20 protein-coding genes are annotated in these 23,000 nt (G+C 60.0%); 14 read left to right on the top strand and 6 right to left on the bottom strand.

Annotated features, from left to right (window positions below; all coding sequences use genetic code 11):
• Positions 1 to 24 precede the first annotated feature (24 nt).
• Together ABIA48_RS16400 and ABIA48_RS16395 are read left to right on the top strand one after the other, a co-directional pair.
• On the top strand, positions 25 to 1,023 hold the full coding sequence (locus ABIA48_RS16400) for a hydrolase (RefSeq protein ID WP_429489974.1): 999 nt from the start codon (positions 25 to 27) through the stop codon (positions 1,021 to 1,023).
• Positions 1,024 to 1,026: 3 nt separating this feature from the next.
• Positions 1,027 to 1,866 carry an AraC family ligand binding domain-containing protein gene (locus tag ABIA48_RS16395; RefSeq protein WP_429489972.1) on the top strand — a complete coding sequence of 280 codons (840 nt, stop codon included), beginning with the start codon at positions 1,027 to 1,029 and terminating at the stop codon, positions 1,864 to 1,866.
• 121 nt (positions 1,867 to 1,987) lie between these two features.
• Here ABIA48_RS16395 and ABIA48_RS16390 read toward each other — a convergent pair whose 3' ends face one another.
• Both ABIA48_RS16390 and ABIA48_RS16385 read right to left on the bottom strand, forming a co-directional pair.
• Positions 1,988 to 2,842, bottom strand: a complete 855-nt coding sequence (locus ABIA48_RS16390) for a sulfurtransferase (RefSeq protein ID WP_429489970.1) — start codon at positions 2,840 to 2,842, stop codon at positions 1,988 to 1,990.
• Between the two features lie 32 nt (positions 2,843 to 2,874).
• On the bottom strand, positions 2,875 to 3,546 hold the full coding sequence (locus ABIA48_RS16385; protein ID WP_204929495.1) for a TetR/AcrR family transcriptional regulator: 672 nt from the start codon (positions 3,544 to 3,546) through the stop codon (positions 2,875 to 2,877).
• Positions 3,547 to 3,691: 145 nt separating this feature from the next.
• On the opposite strand from ABIA48_RS16385, the gene ABIA48_RS16380 reads away from it, so the two are divergent.
• From ABIA48_RS16380 to ABIA48_RS16360, 5 genes are all read left to right on the top strand, one after another.
• Positions 3,692 to 5,122 (top strand): coniferyl aldehyde dehydrogenase, encoded by a 1,431-nt coding sequence (locus ABIA48_RS16380; protein WP_429489967.1) that lies wholly within the window; start codon positions 3,692 to 3,694, stop codon positions 5,120 to 5,122.
• Between the two features lie 28 nt (positions 5,123 to 5,150).
• Entirely contained in the window at positions 5,151 to 5,696 is a 546-nt protein-coding gene (locus ABIA48_RS16375; RefSeq protein ID WP_429489965.1) for a twin-arginine translocation pathway signal protein, read from the top strand.
• Between the two features lie 139 nt (positions 5,697 to 5,835).
• Positions 5,836 to 7,431 (top strand): GMC family oxidoreductase N-terminal domain-containing protein, encoded by a 1,596-nt coding sequence (locus ABIA48_RS16370; protein ID WP_429489964.1) that lies wholly within the window; start codon positions 5,836 to 5,838, stop codon positions 7,429 to 7,431.
• 115 nt (positions 7,432 to 7,546) lie between these two features.
• The gene (coaD, locus tag ABIA48_RS16365) at positions 7,547 to 8,026 is read left to right on the top strand and encodes a pantetheine-phosphate adenylyltransferase (protein ID WP_007975368.1); all 480 of its coding nucleotides are present in this window, start codon (positions 7,547 to 7,549) and stop codon (positions 8,024 to 8,026) included.
• A gap of 207 nt (positions 8,027 to 8,233) precedes the next feature.
• A complete protein-coding gene (locus ABIA48_RS16360) occupies positions 8,234 to 8,485 on the top strand; it encodes a YfhL family 4Fe-4S dicluster ferredoxin (protein WP_003176712.1) in 252 nt (83 codons plus the stop codon).
• A 141-nt stretch (positions 8,486 to 8,626) separates the two neighbouring features.
• Here the strand turns inward: ABIA48_RS16360 and mutM are convergent, their stop codons facing one another.
• Positions 8,627 to 9,439 (bottom strand): bifunctional DNA-formamidopyrimidine glycosylase/DNA-(apurinic or apyrimidinic site) lyase, encoded by an 813-nt coding sequence (gene mutM / locus ABIA48_RS16355; protein ID WP_007992625.1) that lies wholly within the window; start codon positions 9,437 to 9,439, stop codon positions 8,627 to 8,629.
• A 42-nt stretch (positions 9,440 to 9,481) separates the two neighbouring features.
• Positions 9,482 to 10,351 (bottom strand): HDOD domain-containing protein, encoded by an 870-nt coding sequence (locus ABIA48_RS16350; protein ID WP_429489961.1) that lies wholly within the window; start codon positions 10,349 to 10,351, stop codon positions 9,482 to 9,484.
• Positions 10,352 to 10,526: 175 nt separating this feature from the next.
• Between ABIA48_RS16350 and ABIA48_RS16345 the strand changes: the two genes are divergently transcribed.
• The 4 genes from ABIA48_RS16345 to ilvD all read left to right on the top strand — a co-directional run bounded on the left by ABIA48_RS16345 (position 10,527) and on the right by ilvD (position 16,470).
• The gene (locus ABIA48_RS16345; RefSeq protein ID WP_204929505.1) at positions 10,527 to 11,723 is read left to right on the top strand and encodes a class I SAM-dependent rRNA methyltransferase; all 1,197 of its coding nucleotides are present in this window, start codon (positions 10,527 to 10,529) and stop codon (positions 11,721 to 11,723) included.
• A 381-nt stretch (positions 11,724 to 12,104) separates the two neighbouring features.
• Entirely contained in the window at positions 12,105 to 13,211 is a 1,107-nt protein-coding gene (locus ABIA48_RS16340) for a SagB family peptide dehydrogenase (protein WP_429489959.1), read from the top strand.
• 2 nt (positions 13,212 to 13,213) lie between these two features.
• Entirely contained in the window at positions 13,214 to 14,410 is a 1,197-nt protein-coding gene (locus tag ABIA48_RS16335) for an MFS transporter (protein WP_429489957.1), read from the top strand.
• A 218-nt stretch (positions 14,411 to 14,628) separates the two neighbouring features.
• Positions 14,629 to 16,470, top strand: coding sequence for a dihydroxy-acid dehydratase (ilvD, locus tag ABIA48_RS16330; protein ID WP_429489955.1), 1,842 nt, complete (start codon positions 14,629 to 14,631; stop codon positions 16,468 to 16,470).
• 381 nt (positions 16,471 to 16,851) lie between these two features.
• Here the strand turns inward: ilvD and ABIA48_RS16325 are convergent, their stop codons facing one another.
• Entirely contained in the window at positions 16,852 to 17,907 is a 1,056-nt protein-coding gene (locus ABIA48_RS16325) for a haloacid dehalogenase-like hydrolase (protein WP_429489953.1), read from the bottom strand.
• Between the two features lie 256 nt (positions 17,908 to 18,163).
• Between ABIA48_RS16325 and ABIA48_RS16320 the strand changes: the two genes are divergently transcribed.
• A complete protein-coding gene (locus ABIA48_RS16320) occupies positions 18,164 to 19,555 on the top strand; it encodes an L-cystine transporter (protein ID WP_429489951.1) in 1,392 nt (463 codons plus the stop codon).
• A gap of 104 nt (positions 19,556 to 19,659) precedes the next feature.
• On the opposite strand, the gene ABIA48_RS16315 is transcribed toward ABIA48_RS16320, so the two are convergent.
• Complete coding sequence (locus tag ABIA48_RS16315) at positions 19,660 to 20,172, bottom strand: dihydrofolate reductase (protein ID WP_429489949.1); 513 nt, start codon at positions 20,170 to 20,172, stop codon at positions 19,660 to 19,662.
• An 85-nt stretch (positions 20,173 to 20,257) separates the two neighbouring features.
• On the opposite strand from ABIA48_RS16315, the gene ABIA48_RS16310 reads away from it, so the two are divergent.
• Together ABIA48_RS16310 and ABIA48_RS16305 are read left to right on the top strand one after the other, a co-directional pair.
• Positions 20,258 to 21,628, top strand: coding sequence for a DUF2868 domain-containing protein (locus tag ABIA48_RS16310; protein WP_429489947.1), 1,371 nt, complete (start codon positions 20,258 to 20,260; stop codon positions 21,626 to 21,628).
• Positions 21,621 to 22,997 carry a GTPase/DUF3482 domain-containing protein gene (locus ABIA48_RS16305; RefSeq protein ID WP_429489945.1) on the top strand — a complete coding sequence of 459 codons (1,377 nt, stop codon included), beginning with the start codon at positions 21,621 to 21,623 and terminating at the stop codon, positions 22,995 to 22,997. Before ABIA48_RS16310 ends, ABIA48_RS16305 begins: the two co-directional genes overlap by 8 nt.
• The last annotated feature ends 3 nt before the right edge of the window (positions 22,998 to 23,000 follow it).

The raw sequence follows: 23,000 nt of genomic DNA, 5'->3' as shown, positions 1-23,000 counted from the left end.
CGCACCGCTGCATCGAGAAAGAACGTGCCCCATCCGTCAGAACGCTTCACCCCAGCCTTCGGCCTCGGCAACCCGCACTTGCAGACCTTGTGGGGGCCGCTGTGGCGAAAAACCGTGCACATCGAACGCGAGCGTGAACGCTTGTGGCTTGAGGATGGCGACTTTCTCGACCTCGACTGGCACGGCCCGCACAGCGCCGCGGCGCCATTGGTACTGGTGCTGCACGGGTTGACCGGTTCGTCGAATTCGCCTTACGTGGCCGGCATGCAAAAAGCCCTGGGCGAGCGGGGCTGGGCCAGCGTCGCGTTGAACTGGCGTGGCTGTTCCGGCGAGCCCAATCTGTTGCCGCGCAGCTACCATTCCGGCGCCAGTGAAGACCTGGCCGAATCCATCAGGCACCTGCGGGCCAAACGGCCCCTCGCGCCACTGTATGCGGTGGGTTACTCCCTTGGCGGTAACGTCCTGCTCAAGCATTTGGGTGAAACCGGCAGCGACAGCGGCGTGATCGGCGCCGTGGCAGTGTCGGTACCATTCCGCCTGGACCACTGCGCCGACCGCATCGGCCAGGGCTTCTCAAAGGTCTATCAGGCGCATTTCATGCGCGAGATGGTCGCCTACATCAAGAACAAGCAGCGCCAGTTCCAGCACGACGGACGCGAGGATGGCCTGGCCGCATTGGCCGCGCTTGGCTCGCTGGAAAACATGCGTACGTTCTGGGATTTCGATGGCCGGGTTACTGCACCGCTGAACGGTTTTGTCGATGCCGAGGATTATTATCGCCGCGCCTCGAGCCGCTACTTCCTCGGCGAGATTCGCACGCCGACCTTGATGATTCAGGCCGCCGATGACCCCTTCGTGTTTCCTCACAGCCTGCCGCATGTCGATGAGTTGTCCGCTTGCACGCAATTCGAACTGCAGGCCAGGGGCGGGCATGTCGGCTTCGTCGACGGCACGCTCAGGCAACCGGGTTACTACCTTGAACGGCGCATCCCCGAGTGGCTGGCGTCCGTAGGGCGCGCTTGAAGCATGGGCGCGAATCAAGGCGAGTCGATCCACTTCTGGCAAACCCCGCCACTGGCCGGGGTCGAGTTGTTGTCCGCTCGCTACATCGATCATCGTTTCGCGCCCCATGTGCATGACGGCTATGTAATCGGCATGATCATGGCGGGCGCCCAGCGTTATCGCTATCGCGGCGCCGAACACCTCGCGGGCAGCGGCACGCTGGTGCTGATCAACCCCGATGAATTGCACACCGGCCATAAGGGCACGGAGGATGGCTGGCTGTACCGGGCGTTTTATCCCGACAGCGGACAGATACTCTCGCTGTTGGCCGAACTCGAACTGCCGACCCACAACCCGCCGACCTTCAGCGCCACGCTGTATCGCGATCAGGATCTGGTGAACGGGTTCTGTCAATTGCACCGTTTGCTGGAAAGCCCTGCCACCGCACTGCAACAGCAAACCGCCTGGCGCGAGCTGATGCTGTCGCTGTTACAACGCCATGCGGCGGTCCCCGATAGCGGTAAACCTGGCAAGGAACACCGGGCCGTGAGCCAGGCCAAGGAATTGCTGCACGCGCAACTGGCAGCTCCGCCTTCACTGGAGGCGCTGGCGGCGGCGGTCAACCTCTCGCCATTTCATTTCGCCCGGGTATTCCGCCGGGCCACCGGCATGCCGCCGCACACCTGGTTGATGCAGCAGCGTATCGCCCAGGCGCGGGCGTTGCTGCAGAGTGGTTGTCTGCCGCTGGAAGTTGCGACGCAACTGGGGTTTGCCGACCAGAGCCATCTGAGCCGGCAGTTCAAGCAAGTGTATGGGGTTGGACCGGGGGCGTATCGCACAGCCCGGCAACTGCCCAAATCCTGATAGCGACGGAAAACCAATGTAGGAGCGGGCTTGCTCGCGAAAGCATCGTGTCAGTCAACATTAATGTTGAATGATCTACCGCTTTCGCGAGCAAGCCCGCTCCCACAGGGTTATGTGGCGTTTATTCGCCGATGGCAACGCCCCGCGCAGGCTCGTTGATCCACTCGCTCCACGACCCGGCATACAACGAACCCAACGGATAACCCGCCAGACACAACGCAAACAGGTTGTGGCACGCCGTCACGCCGGAACCGCAGTACGCCACCAGATCATTCGGCGAGCGATCGCCCAGTTTTGCAGCGAAACGCTGCTTGAGCTGATCGGCCGGGAGGAAGCGCCCGTCGCTGCCCAGGTTGTCGGTAAACGCCGCACATTGAGCGCCAGGAATGTGCCCGGCAACCGGATCGATCGGCTCCACTTCACCTTTGAAACGCGGCAGTGCGCGGGCATCGAGCAGAGTCAGTTCCGGCCGGGCGAGGCGCTTTTGCAACTGCTCGGCACTGATCAGCAACGCAGAGTCAGGACTGCCAGTGAAGGAGCCACGGGTGATCGCCGGCGCATCCAGACTCAGCGGCAAGCCAGCCGCGTGCCAGGCCTTGAGGCCGCCATCGAGGATGAACACACCGTCGCGCTTGCCCAACCAGGCCAGCAACCACCAGGCTCGCGCCGCATAGGCGCCCGGACCGTCGTCATACAGCACCACTTCGCTATCGACGTTGATGCCAAAGGCTTGCAGGCGCTCGATCAACTGCGCCGGCTCGGGTAACGGATGACGCCCAGTCACGCCCTTGACCACGGTGCCACTCAGATCACGTTCAAGGTCGGCGTAGCTCGAACCGGCGATGTGCCCTTGGGCATAGCTGCGCTGACCGTAATCCGGGTCTTCGAGGGCAAAACGACAATCCAGAATCACCAGCCCCGGCTGGTCCTTTTTCAGGTCCAGTGCTTGCGGGCTGATCAGTTGCGCAATGGGCATAACGGGCTCCTGTGATTAAGTCGGCCTTGATCCTACTGTACTTCTTCCAGCGCCTGGGCCAGAGGCACGTAAAACTCCTCGAACAATGCATTGACCGCATCGCGGGACTGGTCCGTGACGAACCCGGCCTCCAGCACCAGAACCTGATACACCCCGCGCTTAATGGCTTGCTCGCTGAGGTGGCTGGAGTTCTCCCGCGTGGTGCACAGGAAACGCACCCAGGACGTGAGGATGATCCAGGCATTGAGCGTCAGGGATTCAATCTGCACCTTGTCCATCTTCAGGATACCGGCGGCGACAAAACCTTCGTAGATCGCCGCTCCCTGGATCAGGCAGCGCTGGGAGAAACGTCGATAGCGGTCGGCCAGGTCCGGATCGCTGTCGAGCAAATGTTCGAGATCGCGATGCAGAAACCGATAGCGCCACATCGCCGCCAGCAGCTCCTTGAGGTAGAAGCGCTTGTCTTCCACCGTGGCGCCGCGCCCCTGGGGCGGGCGCAGGAAGCTGTCCACCAGGCTTTCGTACTCGCTGAACAGCACGGCGATAATCGCCTGCTTGTTCGGGAAGTGGTAGTACAGGTTGCCCGGGGAAATTTCCATATGGGCAGCAATGTGGTTGGTGCTGATGCTGCGCTCGCCCTGTTGATTGAACAGCTCCAGGCTGTTCTGCACGATGCGCTCGCTGGTTTTGATCCGTGGGGCCATGGCTTGAGCTTTAATTCAGAGTGCGTTGACGGGCATCTTAGAGCTATCCGCGAGCGGATAAAACAAAGCTGTTCCCGGATGTCATTTGACTTTATAGAGCATAAACTCTAAAAAGTGCTTCATTACAATAAATCCGGAGCCGACCATGACTGCTGAAATTTCCTACCTGCAGAACCTACAGCAGCCGCTGGAAGAGCTTCAGGCCCTGTTCGACGCTCAGCGTGCCGCCTACGCCGCCAACCCGATGCCACCGGCCGCGCAGCGCTTGCAATGGCTCAAGGCGCTAAAGGATTTGTTGAACAATGAACGCCAGGCCCTGATCGATGCGATCAGCCAGGACTTCAGTCATCGCAGCGCCGATGAAACCCTGCTCGCCGAGCTGATGCCCAGCCTGCACGGCATCCATTACGCCAGCAAACACCTCAAGGGCTGGATGCGAGCCTCGCGGCGCAAGGTGGGCGTAGCCTTCCAGCCTGCGTCGGCCAAAGTCGTTTACCAACCGTTGGGCGTGGTCGGGATCATCGTGCCGTGGAACTACCCGCTGTTCCTGGCCATCGGTCCGTTGGTCGGCGCGCTGTCGGCGGGCAATCGGGTGATGCTCAAGCTCAGTGAATCGACTCCCGCGACCGGCTTGCTGATGAAGCAATTGCTGGCGCGCATCTTCCCCGAAGACCTGGTTTGCGTGGTCCTGGGCGAGGCCGATATGGGCGTGGCGTTTTCACGCCTGCCGTTCGATCACCTGCTGTTCACCGGCGCCACCAGCATCGGCAGGCATGTGATGCGCGCCGCCGCGGAAAACCTGACCCCGGTAACCCTGGAGCTGGGCGGCAAGTCCCCGGCCATCGTTTCCCGCGACGTGCCGCTCAAGGACGCCGCCGAGCGCATCGCCTTCGGCAAGACCCTGAATGCCGGCCAGACCTGCGTGGCCCCGGACTATGTGCTGGTGCCGGAGGATCGCATCGGAGGTTTCATCGAAGCCTATCGCACGGCCGTCCGCGGGTTTTATCCGAAGCTGGCCGACAACCCGGACTACACCGCGATCATCAATGAACGACAACTGGCGCGCCTCAATGGTTACATCAGCGATGCCACCGGCAAGGGTGCGCTGCTGATGCCGCTGTTCGACCAGGGCCAGGGCCGCCGCATGAACCATAGCCTGCTGCTCAATGTCACTGACGACATGGCGGTAATGCAGGACGAAATCTTCGGGCCGCTGTTGCCGATCGTGCCGTACAAGGATCTGGATCAGGCTTTTGCCTACATCAACCAGCGTCCGCGCCCACTGGCGCTGTATTACTTCGGCTACGACAAGCGCGAACAACAGCGCGTGCTGCACGAAACCCATTCCGGCGGCGTGTGCCTGAACGACACGCTGCTGCACGTCGCCCAGGACGACATGCCATTCGGCGGCATTGGTGCTTCGGGCATGGGCCACTACCACGGCCATGAAGGTTTCCTGACCTTCAGCAAGGCCAAGGGTGTGCTGATCAAACAGCGGTTCAACGCGGCGAAACTGATCTACCCGCCGTATGGCAAATCGATCCAGAAGCTGATCCAGAAGCTGTTCATCCGCTAACGATCATCACCGTCGGGTAATAACAATAATGAACCCAAGCCTGTCCGATTCACCCGCGCTGTCACGGCGCGGGCTGCTTAAATTCAGCCTCGGCGCCAGCGCCTTTCTCGCCACTGCCGGGTTGGGCGCCAGCCTCAGCGGCTGTTCGGCGAGCGTCCCGGCCAGTGGCTTCGTCACGCTGCGCAGCGGCGACCTGCTGTTCTTGCGAGCGTTGATTCCGGTCATGCTCGATGGCGCCGTGACCTCCGAACGGATGCCCGAGGCTGTCGAAGGCACACTTAAAAGCCTGGATTACAACCTCGCGCACCTGTCGCCGGAAATGCTCAAACTGACCCGCCAACTGTTCGATGTGCTGGGCATGGCCGTCACCCGCGGACCGTTGACCGGAGTCTGGGGCAGTTGGGAAAACGCCAGCGCCAGCGATATCCGACGCTTCCTCGAACGCTGGGAAAACAGTTCGTTGAGCCTGTTGCGCATGGGCCACAGCTCCTTGCTGCAACTGGTGATGATGGCCTGGTACGGCCGCAAGGAGTCGTGGGCGCATTGTGGATATCCCGGGCCGCCCACCGTCTGAAATCGAGTCGACCCCATCGCGAGCAAGCTCGCTCCCACAAGGGATTTGTGAACGACGCAGAACAGTGTGGGAGCGAGCTTGCTCGCGATAGCGTCAGCCGCTCCACCGCCTACTCCAATAATAAAAAGAGAATCTGAAGATGCCCGTACCTGATCCATTTCGCGAAGGCATGGCCCGAGGCTGGAAAACCCACAACGGCTCACAACTGACCCAGGACCTGACACTCGAAGCAGACGTGGCGATCATCGGCAGCGGTGCCGGCGGCGGCACCACCGCCGAAATCCTCAGCGCGACCGGCTTCAAAGTGCTGCTGATCGAAGAAGGCCCGCTCAAGACCAGCAGCGACTTCAAGCTGCTCGAAGACCAGGCCTACGCCAGCCTGTATCAGGAAGGCATCGGCCGCATGAGCAAGGACGGCGCGATCACCATCCTCCAGGGCCGGGCGGTGGGCGGCACCACGCTGATCAACTGGACCTCCAGTTTCCGCACCCCGGAGCCGACCCTCGAACACTGGGCCAAAGAACATGACGTCAAGGGTCACAGCCCGGCGGAAATGGCGCCGTGGTTCGAGAAAATGGAGCAGCGCCTGGGCGTCGCGCCGTGGATGGTGCCGCCCAACGCCAACAATGATGTGATCCGCAAGGGCTGCGAAGCACTGAATTACTCATGGCACGTCATCCCGCGCAACGTTCGCGGCTGCTGGAATCTCGGCTACTGCGGCATGGGCTGCCCGACCAACGCCAAGCAATCGATGATGGTCACCACCATTCCGGCGACCCTGGAAAAAGGTGGCGAGCTGCTTTATCTGGCCCGCGCCGAGAAATTCACGCTCAGCGGCGACAAGGTCACCAGCCTGCAATGTTCGGCGATGGATGAACGCTGCGTAGCGCCAACCGGGCGCACCATCACGGTCAAGGCGCGGCATTTCGTGCTGGCCGGTGGCGGCATCAACAGCCCGGCCTTGCTGATGCGTTCCGGTGCGCCTGACCCGCACAAGCGCCTGGGGAAACGCACGTTCCTGCACCCGGTGAACATGTCCGCAGCGTTGTTCGACGAAGTGGTCAACCCGTTCTACGGCGCACCGCAGTCGATCTATTCCGACCATTTCCAATGGCAGGATGGCACCACCGGCAAGATGTCCTACAAACTGGAAGTCCCGCCCCTGCACCCGGCACTGGCCACGACGTTGCTCGGCGGTTTCGGCCAGGAAAACTCGCAACACATGGCCAATCTGCCCCATACCCACGCCATGCTGGCGTTGCTCCGGGACGGCTTTCACCCGGACAGCCCCGGTGGCAGCGTCGAATTGCGCGGCGACGACACGCCGGTGCTGGATTATCAGCTATCACCGTACGCCTGGGATGGATTGCGCCGGGCATTCCATACCATGGCCGAGATCCAGTTTGCCGGTGGCGCCAGGGCCGTGATGCCAATGCACGCCGACGCCCGTTACGTGAAGACCCTCGCCGAAGCCCGCACCCTGATCGACGGCCTGAGCCTGGAGTTGTACCGCACACGCCTGGGCAGTGCCCATGTAATGGGTGGTTGTGCCATGGGCGAAGACCCGACAAACGCGGTGACCGACAGCCTCGGCCGGCATCATCAGCTCGGCAATCTGTCGATTCACGACGGCTCGTTGTTCCCCACCAGCATTGGCGCCAACCCGCAGCTGTCGGTCTATGGACTGACGGCGCAACTGGCGACTTCCCTGGCCGAACGTTTAAAAAACCCATGAAAATAGCGATTATTCCCATCGTCTATAGTGCTTTCTTACCCAACAGGCGACTTGGCCGACCGGGAAGGCTGCGATACCATCCGACTCCCCAACGGATTCCCGCCAGGACGACGCGATGAACCGAGTGTTGTACCCAGGTACCTTCGACCCTATTACCAAGGGCCATGGCGATCTGGTCGAACGCGCCTCGCGCCTGTTCGATCACGTGATCATCGCTGTCGCCGCCAGCCCGAAGAAAAACCCGTTGTTTCCCCTGGAACAGCGTGTGGAACTGGCGCGCGAGGTCACTAAACACCTGCCGAACGTTGAAGTCGTCGGCTTCTCGACGCTGCTCGCGCACTTCGCCAAAGAGCAGAATGCCAACGTGTTCCTGCGTGGTTTGCGCGCGGTGTCGGACTTCGAATACGAATTCCAGCTGGCCAACATGAACCGCCAACTGGCGCCGGATGTGGAAAGCCTGTTTCTTACGCCATCCGAGCGCTATTCGTTCATTTCCTCGACGCTGGTCCGTGAAATTGCTGCCCTGGGCGGCGATATCACCAAGTTCGTACACCCTGCGGTGGCGGATGCACTGACCGAGCGCTTCAAGAAATAACCCCGCAAATACTGTAGGAGCGAGCTCGCTCGCGATGAACGTCAACGATAACGAGGGCCACCTGAATAAATTCGGTGCCCTCTTGTCCATCGCCAGCAAGCTGGCTCCTACAGTGCGTCGCACCCGCGTGCAACACGGGCGCCAATGCGGCACAATTACACGCATTGGTTTATTGCGCCCGGGCCTGCCGCCCCGGCTGGAGTTAGCATGTCCCTGATCATCACCGACGATTGCATCAACTGCGACGTCTGCGAACCCGAGTGCCCGAACGCCGCCATTTCCCAGGGCGAAGAGATCTACGTGATCGACCCGAACCTGTGCACCCAGTGTGTCGGCCACTACGACGAACCGCAGTGCCAGCAGGTCTGCCCGGTGGATTGCATTCCACTGGACGAAGCTCATCCGGAGACGCAAGAGCAGTTGATGGAGAAGTACCGGAAGATTACCGGCAAGGCTTGATTCTCAGGTTTCCAGCGCTCTTTCGGGCCTCTTCGCGAGCAAGCCCGCTCCCACAATGGATCTGCGCCGTACACAAAGCCCCTGTGGGAGCGGGCTTGCTCGCGAAGGCGTCATCAGCCTCACTGAAGCTATAACTGACGATCAGCTCTGACAACGCGGGCAAAAAACGCTCGCACGCTGCCCCAGTTTCACTTCCCGCAGCCCCGTGCCACAGACCTTGCAGTGTTCACCGCCACGGCCGTACACGAACAGTTCCTGCTGGAAATAACCGGGCTGACCATCGCCGCCGATAAAGTCCCGCAGCGTGGTACCGCCGCGCTCGATGGCGGCCGCGAGGATGCGCTTGATCTCGATTGCCAGCCTCAAGTAACGCGCGCGGGAAATGCTCCTGGCTTCACGGCGCGGGTCGATCCCGGCAGCGAACAACGCCTCGGTCGCATAGATATTGCCGACGCCCACCACCACCGCGTTATCCATGATGAACGGTTTGACCGCCATCGAACGGCCACGGGACTGCTGGAACAGGCGCTCGCCGTCGAACAGGTCGGTCAACGGCTCCGGCCCCAGGCGAATCAGCAATTCGTGATTGAGCGGGTCGAGGCTCCAGAGCATTGCGCCGAAGCGCCGCGGGTCGGTGTAGCGCAGGGCCAGGCCCGACTCCAGCTCGATGTCCACATGCTCATGCTTGGCCGCTGGCAGCCCGGCCTCCACCAGACGCAAATTGCCTGACATGCCCAAGTGGCTGATCAAAGTGCCGACTTCGGCATTGATCAGCAGGTACTTGGCGCGCCGCTCCACCAATACGATGCGCTGCCCGGACAGCCGCACATCGAGGTCTTCGGGAATTGGCCAGCGCAAGCGACGATCCCGCACGATCACCCGGCTGACACGCTGGCCTTCCAGGTACGGCGCGATGCCGCGACGGGTGGTTTCGACTTCTGGCAATTCAGGCATGGTGCTCCCGGATCAGGCTCATGGCCCGGAAAGGTCCGACACTCAACGATGAGTGCCGAGGTCGCGGATCGTCTGCTTGAGGGTCTCGAAGTCGTAGTCCGAGAGGCCGACATAATCGAGCACCAGCGGCGCGATGCTGTTCCACTCGTGATCTTCGGTCTGATTGCCCAGCACCCGATGCGACGCGCAAATGTGCTCAGCCATTTTCAGGATCGCCAGCAGGTTCTTCAACGAACTGTTGCGCGAAGATTCATCGATGAATATCGCCAAGGCATTGTGGTGATTGGCGATCGCCGCGCTCACATGTTCCGGCAGGCGCCAGGACTTGGCCGTGTAATAGCCGACCACCGAGTGATTGGTATTGAACACCTGATTCTCCGTGTCCACCACCCGGCATTCGGCGCTGGCGTTGGCATAGGCCTGCTCCAGAACACCCATGTAGTCGGGGAAACGCTGGAGCATCAAGGGCACGCCGCAGTCGTGGAACAGGCCCAGGGCATAGGCTTCGTCGCCATTTTCAACGCCGATGCGCTTGGCCAGGGTCAGGCAGGTCATGGCCACGTCCTGAGCGGTGTCCCAGAAACGGTTCAGGGTGACAATGGTGTCGTCATTCATTTCGCCCTTGATCGACATCGCATTGATCAGGTTGATGACCGAGCGGCTGCCCAGCAGATTCACCGCGCGCTGGATCGACGTAATCTTGTTGCTCAGTCCGTAATACGGCGAATTGACGATCTTCAGCAAGGAACCGGAAAGCCCCGGATCCTGGGATATCAGTTTGGCAATGACTTCCAGATCCGGGTCGGGCATGTACTGCTCCATCTGCAAATCCACCATGATTTGCGGCTGGGCCGGTACGCTGATGCCCTGCAGGGCTTGTTGGATCTGTTCGGAAGTCAGCTCTTGGGACATAGGTACACACTCTGGGTCAGACGGCGATTCTAACCTTTATGAAGTTGGATCCGACAAACCATATCGCAAGACAACGCTCTGTGGTGAGGAGGTTCTCCCTCACCACATGTCCACTTGCAGGCCAATCCGGGGTCTCAACACGCTATACTCCCGCTCTTTTTTCCGGAGCGACGACATGTCCCTGCCTAGCCTGCGCCTCAAAGCCAACGCCGACCGTCGTCTGCGCAACGGTCACTTGTGGGTCTACAGCAACGAAATCGATGTAGCCGCTACGCCTTTGCACGGTTTCAAGGCCGGCGACCAGGCGATCCTCGAAGCCGCCGGCGGCAAGCCGCTGGGCATCGTCGCCATGAGCCCGAACAACCTGATCTGCGCCCGTGTACTGTCGCGCGACATCAAGCTGCCGCTGGACAAGTCGCTGCTGGTACACCGCCTGAACGTGGCCCTGTCCCTGCGCGAGCGCCTGTTCGACAAGCCGTTCTATCGCCTGGTCTACGGCGACTCCGACCTGCTGCCAGGCCTGGTGGTTGACCGTTTCGGCGACATCCTGGTGGTGCAGATCGCCTCGGCGACCATGGAAGCCCATAAAGATGACGTGATTGCAGCACTGACCCAAGTGCTCAAGCCAAGCGGCATCCTGTTCAAGAACGACTCCGCTGCCCGTGACGCCGAAGGCCTTAACCGCTACGTCGAAACCGTGTTCGGCCTGGTGCCGGAGTGGGTCGCGCTGGAAGAAAACGGCGTGAAATTCGAAGCGCCAGTCATCCAGGGCCAGAAAACCGGCTGGTTCTACGACCACCGCATGAACCGCGCACGCCTGGCGCCATATGCAAAAGGCAAACGCGTGTTGGACCTGTACAGCTACATCGGCGGCTGGGGCGTGCAGGCTGCCGCGTTCGGCGCCAGTGAAGTGTTCTGTGTCGACGCGTCGGCTTTCGCCCTCGACGGTGTCGAGCGCAACGCCGCGCTGAACGGTTTCGCCGAGAAAATGACCTGCATCGAAGGCGACGTGTTCGAAGCCCTCAAAGAACTGAAAGCCAGCGAAGAACGCTTCGACGTGATCGTGGCCGACCCGCCAGCGTTCATCAAACGCAAGAAAGACATGAAAAACGGCGAAGGCGCTTACCGCCGCCTGAACGAGCAAGCCATGCGCCTGCTGACCAAGGACGGCATCCTGGTCAGCGCATCGTGCTCGATGCACCTGCCGGAAGACGACCTGCAGAACATCCTGCTGACCAGCGCCCGTCACCTGGACCGTAATATCCAGATGCTGGAACGTGGCGGTCAGGGGCCGGACCATCCGGTGCACCCGGCGATTGCCGAGACTCGGTATATCAAGAGCATTACTTGCCGGTTGCTGCCGAATAGCTAATTGCTGACAGTGCTTGGGTTGATCGTCCGCATTTCAACTGTGCGAACGATCAACCGCCTCTCAAATACAAACAAAAAACCTCATCCTTATTAAGTAGTTACTGATGACAATAAAGTTATCGGAACGGGACCACACTACTCCGAGAAACGCCCTACACCATTTCGTTTGACCTCAATTTATCCGGGCCTATCATCCAATTACCACTTGAATACCTGAGTGGCGGATATCAAGACCTTAACTGGAGATTGAGTCATGAAAAAAGTTCAACTTGAGCAAAATCTGGCGGTACACCACCACGCAATGCTTGGCACACCCAAGTAATCACTCGGGAAAAACCGGACAGCAACCCTGCTGTCCGGCTTTTAACAAGAGGGATGCCGCATGCAACTAAACCCCTACACTTTCTTGCTACCCAAGCCTCCTCGACTTTTTATCTGGAACTATAAAACTCATGAGCAATTCGAAATCGACAGTGCTCACGCAAGTCGATTAGTTGAGCTTATCGAGCAAACAACACTATTTGATAAGTCTCACCCAATCGACTCTGTTTTTTTAGAAGCCGGTATATTTGTCGATCAGGACTTACCTCCAGATGACTGGCAATGGGATGACCTTTCGAAGATTTTTCACATCGGAACCAAAGACCTTGGTGCTGGCGACACCCCAATAAACACAAAGGAATGGGCTGATCGTTACTTCTCTCATTGTCAGGAGGCGCTGAGTCGACAGCCCCCACTACCTCACCCGTTCGCCCACCTTCAGCGTGAAAACCTGCTCTGCCTGCCACCCCCCGCTGACAACGGGGCATTTGGGGAGCCTATCGGTTTCAGGCAAGTCTTGTTGCAGCGGAAAACATGCCGCTCCTTTCTGAAAAAAAGCGTGTCACTGAATGATGTCAGTACGCTTCTCTACCTTTGCCTCGGTTACTTGAAGGAGCGAGAGCCGGATACCTATGAAATGATTCCGGGTATGTTCAATGCACGGCGCAGCAGCCCGTCAGGTGGTGGACTGAACGCCAGCGAAGGATATCTGTATGCTTACAACGTTCAAGGACTCGACCCTGGGATTTACTACTACCACCCAAACTTTCACGCTTTAAAATTATTGAGTCGCTTAAACAGCCCTCTCGGCTCTCTTTTACAAGGCCAACACTTTGCTGACAACATTCCTTTTGGAATTTTCCTCACTTCGCGCCTCGATAAAATGTGGTGGAAATACCGACACTCGCAAGCCTATCGGGTTTCATTGCTGGATATCGGCCATATTTCGCAAACAATACAACTGTGCGCGACATCGCTGGGATTTAAAACCTGGTTAACCGCAGCCCTGACCGAGTCAAAAATAGAAAAACTTATAAAGCTGGACGACCTGTCAGAACAGGTATTTCTCTTTATAGGTGCCGGACACAGCAATGGAGAGACATTTTGCGAGGAACTACAAAGTTTATTGAACAAAAATAGCCAACCAATAAACCCCGGAATTCAATAAAAATGTCAGAACACTCAAGCACCACGACAAGCGACAACATCACAGTTCAAAAAATCTCAAGCTTCATTCTTATTACCAGTATTTCGTTAATCAGTTTTTTCCCACTCAATATCCTGCTTCCCTCCTTCCCAGCCCTGGCGCTGGAATTCAATACGTCGATGGTTGATATCGCGCTTGCGGTTAGTTTGTTCACACTGGTTTTTTCTTTCGCACAACTGGTCACCGGCCCCCTCTCGGACAAATGGGGGCGCAAGGAAGTGCTGCTTGGATGCCTGATCCTATGCTCAATAGGTGCAATCGGCTGTACCCAGGCAACGGATTATTCGACTTTTATGGGCTTTCGCGCCGTTCAGGCATTGGGGTGCGGTTTTTTTGTGCTGGGCCACGCGCTGGTGGAGGATCTGTTCGAAGAAAAGGATCGAGCCCGGGTGCGCATTTATTACATGACCCTGAGCGGGTCATTTGTCGCACTGTCCCCTCTGCTTGGCTCCTGGTTGCAAACATCTTTTGATTGGCAAGGCAGCTTTTATGCGTTTTCCCTGATAGCGCTCGGTATCTTCATCCATGCGCAATCGGCATTGCCTGCCAGATCAGCCCGAGTTGACCACGAGCCCACTTCAATCATCTCAACACTGAAAACCATCCTGAACAGCAAAGACTTTGTTCGCTATTGGTGGATCGCCGCGCTGGTCTTCTCCTCTTACTTCGCCCTTATCAGCGTGACGCCGCTGATTTTCATGGACGTCCTGAAGTTGTCTGAATATCAGTATGCGTTGGTTCTCGTGGCGTATGGAGTGGCTTACGTCCTCGGCGGTGCTCTGGCTTCGGCCGCGCAGAAGCGCATCTCCCTCAACAAACAGATCAACCTCGGATTGAGCCTGCTGAGCATCGCCGGCCTGGTTTTAGGATTGATCCTGATCTTCGACGCAATGACGACGCTCACATTGTTTGTACCGATGCTAATCAGTGCATTGGCTGTCACCCTGGTTCGGCCAGCAGCCATTTCTGCAGCAATGCTGCTGTTTTCCAGTAACGCCGGAACCGCTGCATCCGCTGGCAATACAATCATGTTCATCACTGCCGCCATCAGCAGCGCTGTGCTTGCCCAGGCAGGGATCCATTTGCTGGCGACTATCGCCGTCAGTTTCATCGGTTTCAGTCTGTGGGGTTTGCTGACAAATGCGAGGATCGGTCGATGATCAAGCGCCCTACGGCATTCCCTCCAGCCGCCAGCCGTGTAGAATCGCGAACATTCATCGCCAGTCATCCCCGGCGGGTTTATGAGCTCAAGCTGAAGCGCGCGGCGATCCCGCAAAGTTATCGGCAACTTCCGGACACGCGGCCATTTCTGAGTGTTCCAGACGTCAATAGAAGCTCACTTCCCTTTTGATACCTGATTAGCCGCCCGGAGTGCTTCATGCCTGATTACCGCTCGAAAACATCCACCCACGGCCGCAACATGGCCGGCGCCCGCGCACTGTGGCGCGCCACGGGGATGAAAGATGACGACTTCAAGAAGCCGATCATCGCCATTGCCAACTCGTTCACCCAGTTCGTACCGGGCCACGTGCACCTTAAAGACCTGGGCCAACTGGTCGCCCGCGAGATCGAACGCGCTGGCGGCGTGGCCAAGGAATTCAACACCATCGCCGTCGATGACGGCATCGCCATGGGCCACGACGGCATGCTGTATTCGCTGCCGAGCCGCGAGATCATTGCCGACTCCGTCGAGTACATGGTCAACGCCCACTGCGCCGACGCGATCGTCTGCATTTCCAACTGCGACAAGATCACCCCCGGCATGTTGATGGCTGCCCTGCGCCTGAACATCCCGGTGATCTTCGTCTCCGGCGGCCCGATGGAAGCCGGCAAGACCAAACTGGCCAGCCACGGTCTCGACCTGGTCGACGCCATGGTGATCGCCGCCGACTCCAGCGCTTCTGACGAGAAGGTTGCCGAGTACGAGCGCAGCGCCTGCCCGACCTGCGGTTCGTGCTCCGGCATGTTTACCGCCAACTCGATGAACTGCCTGGTTGAAGCGCTGGGCCTGGCCTTGCCGGGCAACGGTTCGACCCTGGCCACCCACAGCGACCGCGAGCAGTTGTTCCTGCAGGCCGGCCGCACCATCGTCGAGCTGTGCAAGCGCTACTACGGCGAGAACGATGAGTCGGTGTTGCCGCGCAACATCGCCAACTTCCAGGCGTTCGAAAATGCCATGACCCTGGACATCGCCATGGGCGGTTCCACCAACACCATCCTGCACTTGCTGGCCGCCGCCCAGGAAGCCGAGATCGATTTCGACCTGCGCGACATCGACCGTCTGTCCCGTCACGTGCCGCAACTGTGCAAGGTCGCGCCGAACATCCAGAAGTACCACATGGAAGACGTGCACCGTGCCGGCGGGATCTTCAGCATCCTCGGCTCGCTGGCCCGTGGTGGTTTGCTGCACACCCAACTGCCGACCGTGCACAGCCGCAGCATGGAAGAAGCCATCGCCAAGTGGGACATCACCCAGACCACCGACGAAGCCGTGCACCACTTCTTCAAGGCCGGTCCGGCAGGTATCCCGACGCAAACCGCGTTCAGCCAGTCGACCCGCTGGGAAACCCTGGACGACGACCGTGAAAACGGCTGCATCCGCAGTGTCGAGCACGCTTACTCGAAAGAAGGCGGCCTGGCCGTTCTCTACGGCAACATCGCCCTGGACGGCTGCGTGGTGAAAACCGCTGGCGTCGACGAGTCGATCCACGTATTCGAAGGTAACGCGAAGATCTTCGAAAGCCAGGACAGCGCCGTGCGCGGCATCCTCGCCGACGAAGTGAAAGAAGGCGACATCGTCATCATTCGCTACGAAGGCCCGAAAGGCGGCCCGGGCATGCAGGAAATGCTCTACCCGACCTCGTACCTGAAATCCAAAGGCCTGGGCAAAGCTTGCGCCCTGCTCACCGACGGCCGTTTCTCCGGGGGTACTTCCGGTCTGTCCATCGGCCACGCTTCGCCTGAAGCGGCTGCCGGCGGCGCGATTGGCCTGGTACAGGACGGCGACAAAGTGCTGATCGACATTCCGAACCGCTCGATCAACCTGTTGGTCAGCGACGAAGAACTGGCCGCGCGCCGGGTCGAGCAGGACAGGAAAGGCTGGAAACCGGTGGAAGTGCGTCCACGTAAAGTCACCACCGCACTGAAAGCCTACGCCCTGCTGGCCACCAGTGCCGACAAGGGTGCTGTGCGTAACAAGGCGATGCTCGACGGGCTGTAAGTCGTGCCCCGCCAAGTGCGTAAGGCCGATCAGTTAAGCCACAACGCAATCCGTAGCAGCTGGCGTAGCCTGCGTCCGGCTGCGCAGCAGTCGTAAAATCAGAGTTCGCGGTCCGTCAGAGAGATCGTGCGAGCTGGATGTACGACTGCTGCGCAGCCGGACGCAGCCTTCGGCAGCTGCTACAAGGAAGGCGGTTCGCCTGACTGATCGGCATGACGCCAAGTGCGGGGCATTTTTTTGCCTGATACAAATCTCCCAAGCAAGGGAGACCGACTGTGGGCGCGGGCTTGCTCGCGAAGGCGTCGTGCCAGTCAACAACCCTGTCTACCGGCAGACCGCTTTCGCGAGCAAGCCCGCTCCCACATGGGGTTTATGCAGCCTTTATTGAATCTCTTCCGGCTTCACGATCACCCAGTTCTTGTCGGCAGTCACCGTCAACCCTTCCTTGGTCTGGGCCGCGGCGTTCTTGGCCATCAAGCCGTTAATCTGGGTCATGTATTTGTCTTTGCGGTTGACCCATAGATGGATGCCGCCCTTAGCCACATCAACACTGTGGAACAGCATGTAACCGTCACTGCTCGGGGTATCGCCGCCGACCAGTACCGGTTTTTTCCACTCATCGATGTAGGTCAGGATCGCCGCCTGCTTGCCGGCCATCCAGGTTGCCGGGGTCCACAGGTACGGGGTCAGTTCCAGGCCGAGGTTGGCCTTCTCGTCATACTTGCCGGCGGTGATCTGCTTGCGCGCGGTGGTCAGTTCGCCAGTCTTCGGGTCCTTGAGCAGCATCGACACGCCAATCACGTTCTGCGGCTTGACGTTGTAGCCATACTTCGGATCGGCCGCGACCATGCGCACCAGTTCTTCGGAGGCGGCGGTCATCACGTAGACCTCGATGCCGTTTTCCATCAGCTTGTTGTACAGCTCTTGCTGGCCGGTGAAGATCTTCGGCGGGTTGACGTCGAGTTTCTTGACCACGTCGCCTTCGTAGTAAGTGGCCGGCACCGGTTTGCCGGACGCCATCATTTCGTCGACGTAGCCCTTGAGTTCCTTGAGGGTAAAGCCTGAGAACACTTGGGCGACCCATGGATAGCAAACCATGTCGTCGACTTCGCAGAGGCGGTAGTAGTAGCTGAACAGGCTTTCCTTGTGGTCGGCGGTGTCCTTGAACGGCATCAGCTTCAGGGAGGGATCGAGCTTGTCGCGGGTGATCAGGCCCTTGTTCTCCATGAACGGCAGCAACGACTCTTCGAGGTCGTAGCGGTAACTGGTGTTGTCCATGTCGAACACCGCGTAGTTACCCTTGTTGGCGTTGGCGGCGATCATCGCGTCCAGTGCCTTGGCCTGATCGGCTGGCCAGTGTTTCAGATCCGTTGCGAAAACCTGGCCGGCAAGGCCCAGGCAAAGTGCTGCAGCCAGTAATTTCGGTGCGAACTTCATCGGCATGCTTCCCTTATTAAAAGATCCTGAATGTGAAAGACATCGACGCTAACAAATAAGTGTGACAGTCCTCGTCTGTCAGCGACCGCCCGCGTCCCTTTCGCGCCAGTTGCATTTCTGACAGCGACATCTGCTTATTCCAAAAACGACGGATATCATACGTTTTTGATATTAATTCATTATTTTTCAAGCTGTTAGGCTTGCCGGTTCGCGGTTGCCCAAGGGTGCAACCGGCACAAGTCTTATCGGAGTCTTCATGAATCTGCCGCTGATCCTCAATCTGCTGGTGTTCCTCGCCCTGCTCTTCGGCCTGGCGCAAACCCGCCACACGACATGGAGCCTGGCGAAAAAAGTCCTGCTCGCGCTGGTGTTGGGCGTGGCGTTCGGTGTGGCGTTGCACACTGTCTACGGTGCCGGCAATCCGGTGCTGAAAGCCTCGATCGGCTGGTTCGATCTGGTGGGCAATGGTTATGTGCAATTGCTGCAAATGATCGTGATCCCGCTGGTGTTCGCCTCGATCCTCAGTGCGGTGGCCCGCCTGCATAACGCTTCGTCCTTGGGCAAGATCAGCTTCCTGACCATCGGCACGCTACTGTTCACCACGGCCATCGCGGCGTTGATCGGCATCGGCCTGACCAACCTGTTCGGCCTGACCGCCGAAGGCCTGGTCGCCGGCACCCAGGAAATGGCTCGCCTGCAAACCATCCAGAGCGATTACGCCGGCAAGGTCGCCGACCTGAATGTGCCGCAGTTGCTGCTGTCGTTCATTCCGCAAAACCCGTTCGCCGACCTGGCACGGGCCAAGCCGACGTCGATCATCAGTGTGGTGATTTTCGCGGCGTTCCTGGGTGTCGCGGCCCTGCAATTGCTCAAGGATGATGCCGAGAAAGGTCAGAAAGTGCTCAACGCCATCGACACCCTGCAAGCCTGGGTGATGCGCCTGGTGCGCCTGGTGATGAAACTGACCCCGTACGGCGTATTGGCGCTGATGACTAAAGTGGTCGCCGGTTCCAACCTGCAAGACATCATCAAGCTCGGCAGTTTCGTGGTGGTGTCCTACATCGGCCTGGGCCTGATGTTTGTGGTGCATGGCGTGCTGGTGTCGGTTGCCGGGATCAATCCGCTGCGCTTCTTCCGCAAGGTCTGGCCGGTGCTGACGTTTGCCTTCACCAGCCGCTCCAGCGCAGCGACGATTCCGTTGAGTATCGAAGCGCAGACCAGCCGTCTGGGCATCCCGCAGTCCATCGCCAGTTTCGCCGCCTCGTTCGGCGCGACCATTGGCCAGAACGGCTGTGCCGGTCTGTACCCGGCGATGTTGGCGGTGATGGTTGCGCCGACCGTGGGCATCAACCCGCTGGACCCGTTGTGGATCGCGACGCTGGTGGCGATTGTTACGCTGAGCTCGGCCGGGGTGGCCGGGGTAGGTGGCGGCGCGACGTTCGCCGCGCTGATCGTGCTGCCGGCGATGGGCTTGCCGGTGTCACTGGTAGCGTTGTTGATTTCGGTCGAGCCGCTGATTGATATGGGGCGCACGGCTCTGAACGTCAGCGGTTCGATGACGGCCGGTGCGATTACCAGCCAGGTGATGCAGCAGACCGATAAGGCGCTGCTGGATGCGGATGAGCATTCGGCGTTGGCGCAGGCTTAAATCCTTCAGCGACTGAGGGGGCCCCTTCGCGAGCAAGCCCGCTCCCACATTGGATCTGTGAACGACACACATCCCCTGTGGGAGCGGGCTTGCTCGCGAAGCTCTTAAGCTTTTTCCCACACTTCGAAGTTGTACGCTGGTTTGTCGTCTTCGGCCGGGTTCGGCACATTCGACACCAGTTTCCACTGGCTCAAATCAAACTCCGGAAACCACGCATCCCCTTCCGGGCTCAACGCCACGCGGGTCAGGTACAAACGATCAGCCTGCGCCAACCCTTGCGCATACAACTGCGCACCGCCAATCAGCATCAACTCATCGACGCCCTGTTCCTTCGCCCATGCTTCGGCACGAACGACGGCGGCTTCCAGCGACGGATAAACCTCCGCGCCTTCCAGCACCAGGTCCGCCTGACGGCTGACCACGATGTTCAAGCGGCCCGGCAGCGGGCGACCGAGGGAATCCCAGGTCTTGCGACCCATGATGATCGGCTTGCCGAGCGTGGTGGCCTTGAAGTATTTGAAGTCCCCCGGCAGGTGCCAGGGCATGCTGTTGTCGACGCCGATCACACGGTTTTCACCGAGGGCTGCGATCAGGCTGAGGGGGAGTGATTTAGTCATGCCGGCGAGGATACCAGAGCCGTGCTTTCGCCGATAAGCGCCACAGCGGTTATGCTCACAGCTCATTTAAGCGACGGGATGCCGCGTGACTGAACTCAATACCCTCTGGCTGACAGAAACCATCCGCCTGCGCGAAGAACACGCAGGCCCCCTGGACGATCTGGAAGCCAACCGACTGGCCCGCAGCGCCGGCGGTGATTTGCCGTCGCGCATTCAACGCCGCGCCCTGTGGCTGGCCGAACGCGATGGCCTGGCGGCGGCCCTCAAACACTGGCTGCAAGGCGCACGGCTGGCGCTGATCGTAATGACGGTGCTGGCCGTAATCAGCGGCGCCGGCCTGGCCTTTGCCGCAATGGGCGACGGCCTGCACCCGGTGAATGTGTTCTGGGCCTTGGGCAGTCTGCTCGGGCTCAATCTGATTCTGCTGCTGGGCTGGGTCCTGGGCCTGGTATTTGCCGGTGAACACGGCGCCAGCCTCGGGCGCTTGTGGCTGTGGCTTAGCGAAAAGCTCGCCCGGGATGCCAAAGCCGCGCAACTGGCCCCCGCCCTGCTTCTGTTATTGCAACGGCAGAAGCTCAATCGCTGGGCCCTCGGCGTGCTGGTCAACAGCCTGTGGTTACTGGCGATGCTCAGCGCGCTGGTCATCCTGCTGATGTTGATGGCAACCCGGCGCTACGGCTTCGTCTGGGAAACCACGATTCTCGGCGCCGACACCTTTATTGCCGTGACCCAGGCCCTCGGCGCGTTGCCGGCCCTGTTCGGCTTCAGCGTGCCGACCGAGGAAATGATCCGCGCCAGCGGCGATGCGGCACTGAACATCGAAAGCGCCCGACAGGCCTGGGCCGCGTGGCTGGTCGGTGTGCTGTTGGTTTACGGCGTGGTGCCGCGCCTGTTGCTCGCGCTGTTTTGCCTGTGGCGCTGGAAGACGGGTCAAACGGCGCTGCGCCTGGACTTGAATCTGCCCGGCTACGCGCAATTGCGCGAACGCTTGATGCCCACCAGCGAGCGTCTCGGCGTCAGCGATGCCGCTCCAGAACAACTGCATCGCGTGGAAAGCGGTGTCACCGAGCAGCAAAGCGACGGCGCGCTGTTGGTCGCCATTGAGCTGGACGACCAGCGCCCGTGGCCACCGCATTTGCCGAAAAACGTGAGTAACGCCGGCATCCTCGACAGTCGCGAATCGCGGCACAAACTCCTCGAACAATTGAGCCGTTTCCCTCCGGCGCGCCTGGCCATCGCCTGCGATCCGCGGCGCTCGCCGGATCGCGGCAGCCTGGCCTTGATTGCCGAACTGGCCCGCAGCGCCAGCGCTACCCGCGTGTGGTTGTTGCAGGCGCCCCCCGGTGAAGCGCTGGACGCCGAACGCCTGGGCGACTGGCACGTGGCGCTGCAACAGCTTGAGCTGCCGTTTGCCGATTGCGCACCGATGAACTGGCTGGAGACGGGTCATGACTGACACCTGGAAGCAGCCTCTGAAACTCGCCGTGGTCGGCCACACCAATGCCGGCAAGACTTCGTTGCTGCGCACCCTGACTCGCGACGTCGGCTTCGGTGAAGTGTCCCATCGCCCCAGCACCACGCGGCATGTCGAGGGCGCACGGCTGTCGGTGGACGGCGAGCCGCTGCTCGACCTCTACGACACTCCTGGCCTGGAAGACGCCATCGCCCTGCTCGATTACCTCGAACGCCTGGAGCGTCCCGGCGAACGCCTCGACGGCCCGGCGCGGCTGGCTCGATTCCTGGAGAGCAGCGAAGCACGCCAGCGCTTCGAACAGGAGGCCAAGGTGCTGCGGCAATTGTTGACCTGCGATGCCGGTCTCTACGTGATCGACGCCCGCGAACCGGTGCTGGCCAAGTACCGTGACGAACTGGAAGTGCTGGCCGGTTGTGGCAAACCGCTGCTGCCGGTGCTGAATTTTGTCAGCAGTGCCAACCAACGCGAACCGGCGTGGCGTGAAGCCTTGGCGCGTCTTGGTTTACATGCGTTGGTGCGGTTCGACAGCGTTGCCCCGCCCGAGGATGGCGAGCGTCGACTCTATGAAAGTCTCGCGCTGTTGCTAGAACATGCCCGCCCGCAACTGGAGCGGTTGATTGCCGATCAACAGGCGCAACGCCTGGCACGTCAGCAGAGTGCCGCGCGACTAATTGCCGAATTGTTGATTGATTGCGCGGCCTGCCGGCGCAGCGTGGCCAGCGATGCCGAACAGGAACAGCACGCGATCAGCGAACTGCGCAAAGCTGTGCGCCAACGTGAACAGCGCTGCGTCGAAGCCTTGCTCAAGCTCTATGCCTTCCGTCCCCAGGATGCGGCGGCCAGTGATTTGCCGCTGCTCGATGGCCGCTGGGGCGACGATTTGTTCAACCCGGAAACCCTCAAGCAATTGGGCGTGCGCGTCGGTGGTGGTATTGCTGCGGGGGCCGCTGCCGGAGCCGGAGTCGATCTGCTGGTCGGTGGCATTACCCTCGGTGCGGCCGCACTGGCCGGTGCCATCGCTGGCGGCGCGGTGCAAACGGCGCGCAGTTATGGCAGCCGCTTGCTGGGCAAGATCAAGGGCCAGCGCGAACTGACCGTCGATGACAATGTGCTGCGGCTGTTGGCGCTGCGCCAGCGACAACTGCTGCACGCCTTGAACGCCCGCGGGCACGCGGCGATGGACAGCATTCAAGTCGCCACGCCTCAGGACAAGACCTGGCGCGAAGGCAAACTGCCCGAAGCCCTGAACAAGGCGCGGGCGCATCCGCAGTGGTCGTCGCTCAATCCTCATCCCAAGTTGAATCAGGCGGAACGACAGGAGCAGATAGAGGCTCTGGCACAACAGCTGTAGAGG

It is taken from the genome of Pseudomonas sp. S30_BP2TU TE3576 (assembly GCF_050436025.1).
Classification (GTDB): domain Bacteria; phylum Pseudomonadota; class Gammaproteobacteria; order Pseudomonadales; family Pseudomonadaceae; genus Aquipseudomonas.
Note: the sequence above shows the minus strand (reverse complement) of the source record. Positions and strands in the feature narration are given on the sequence as shown.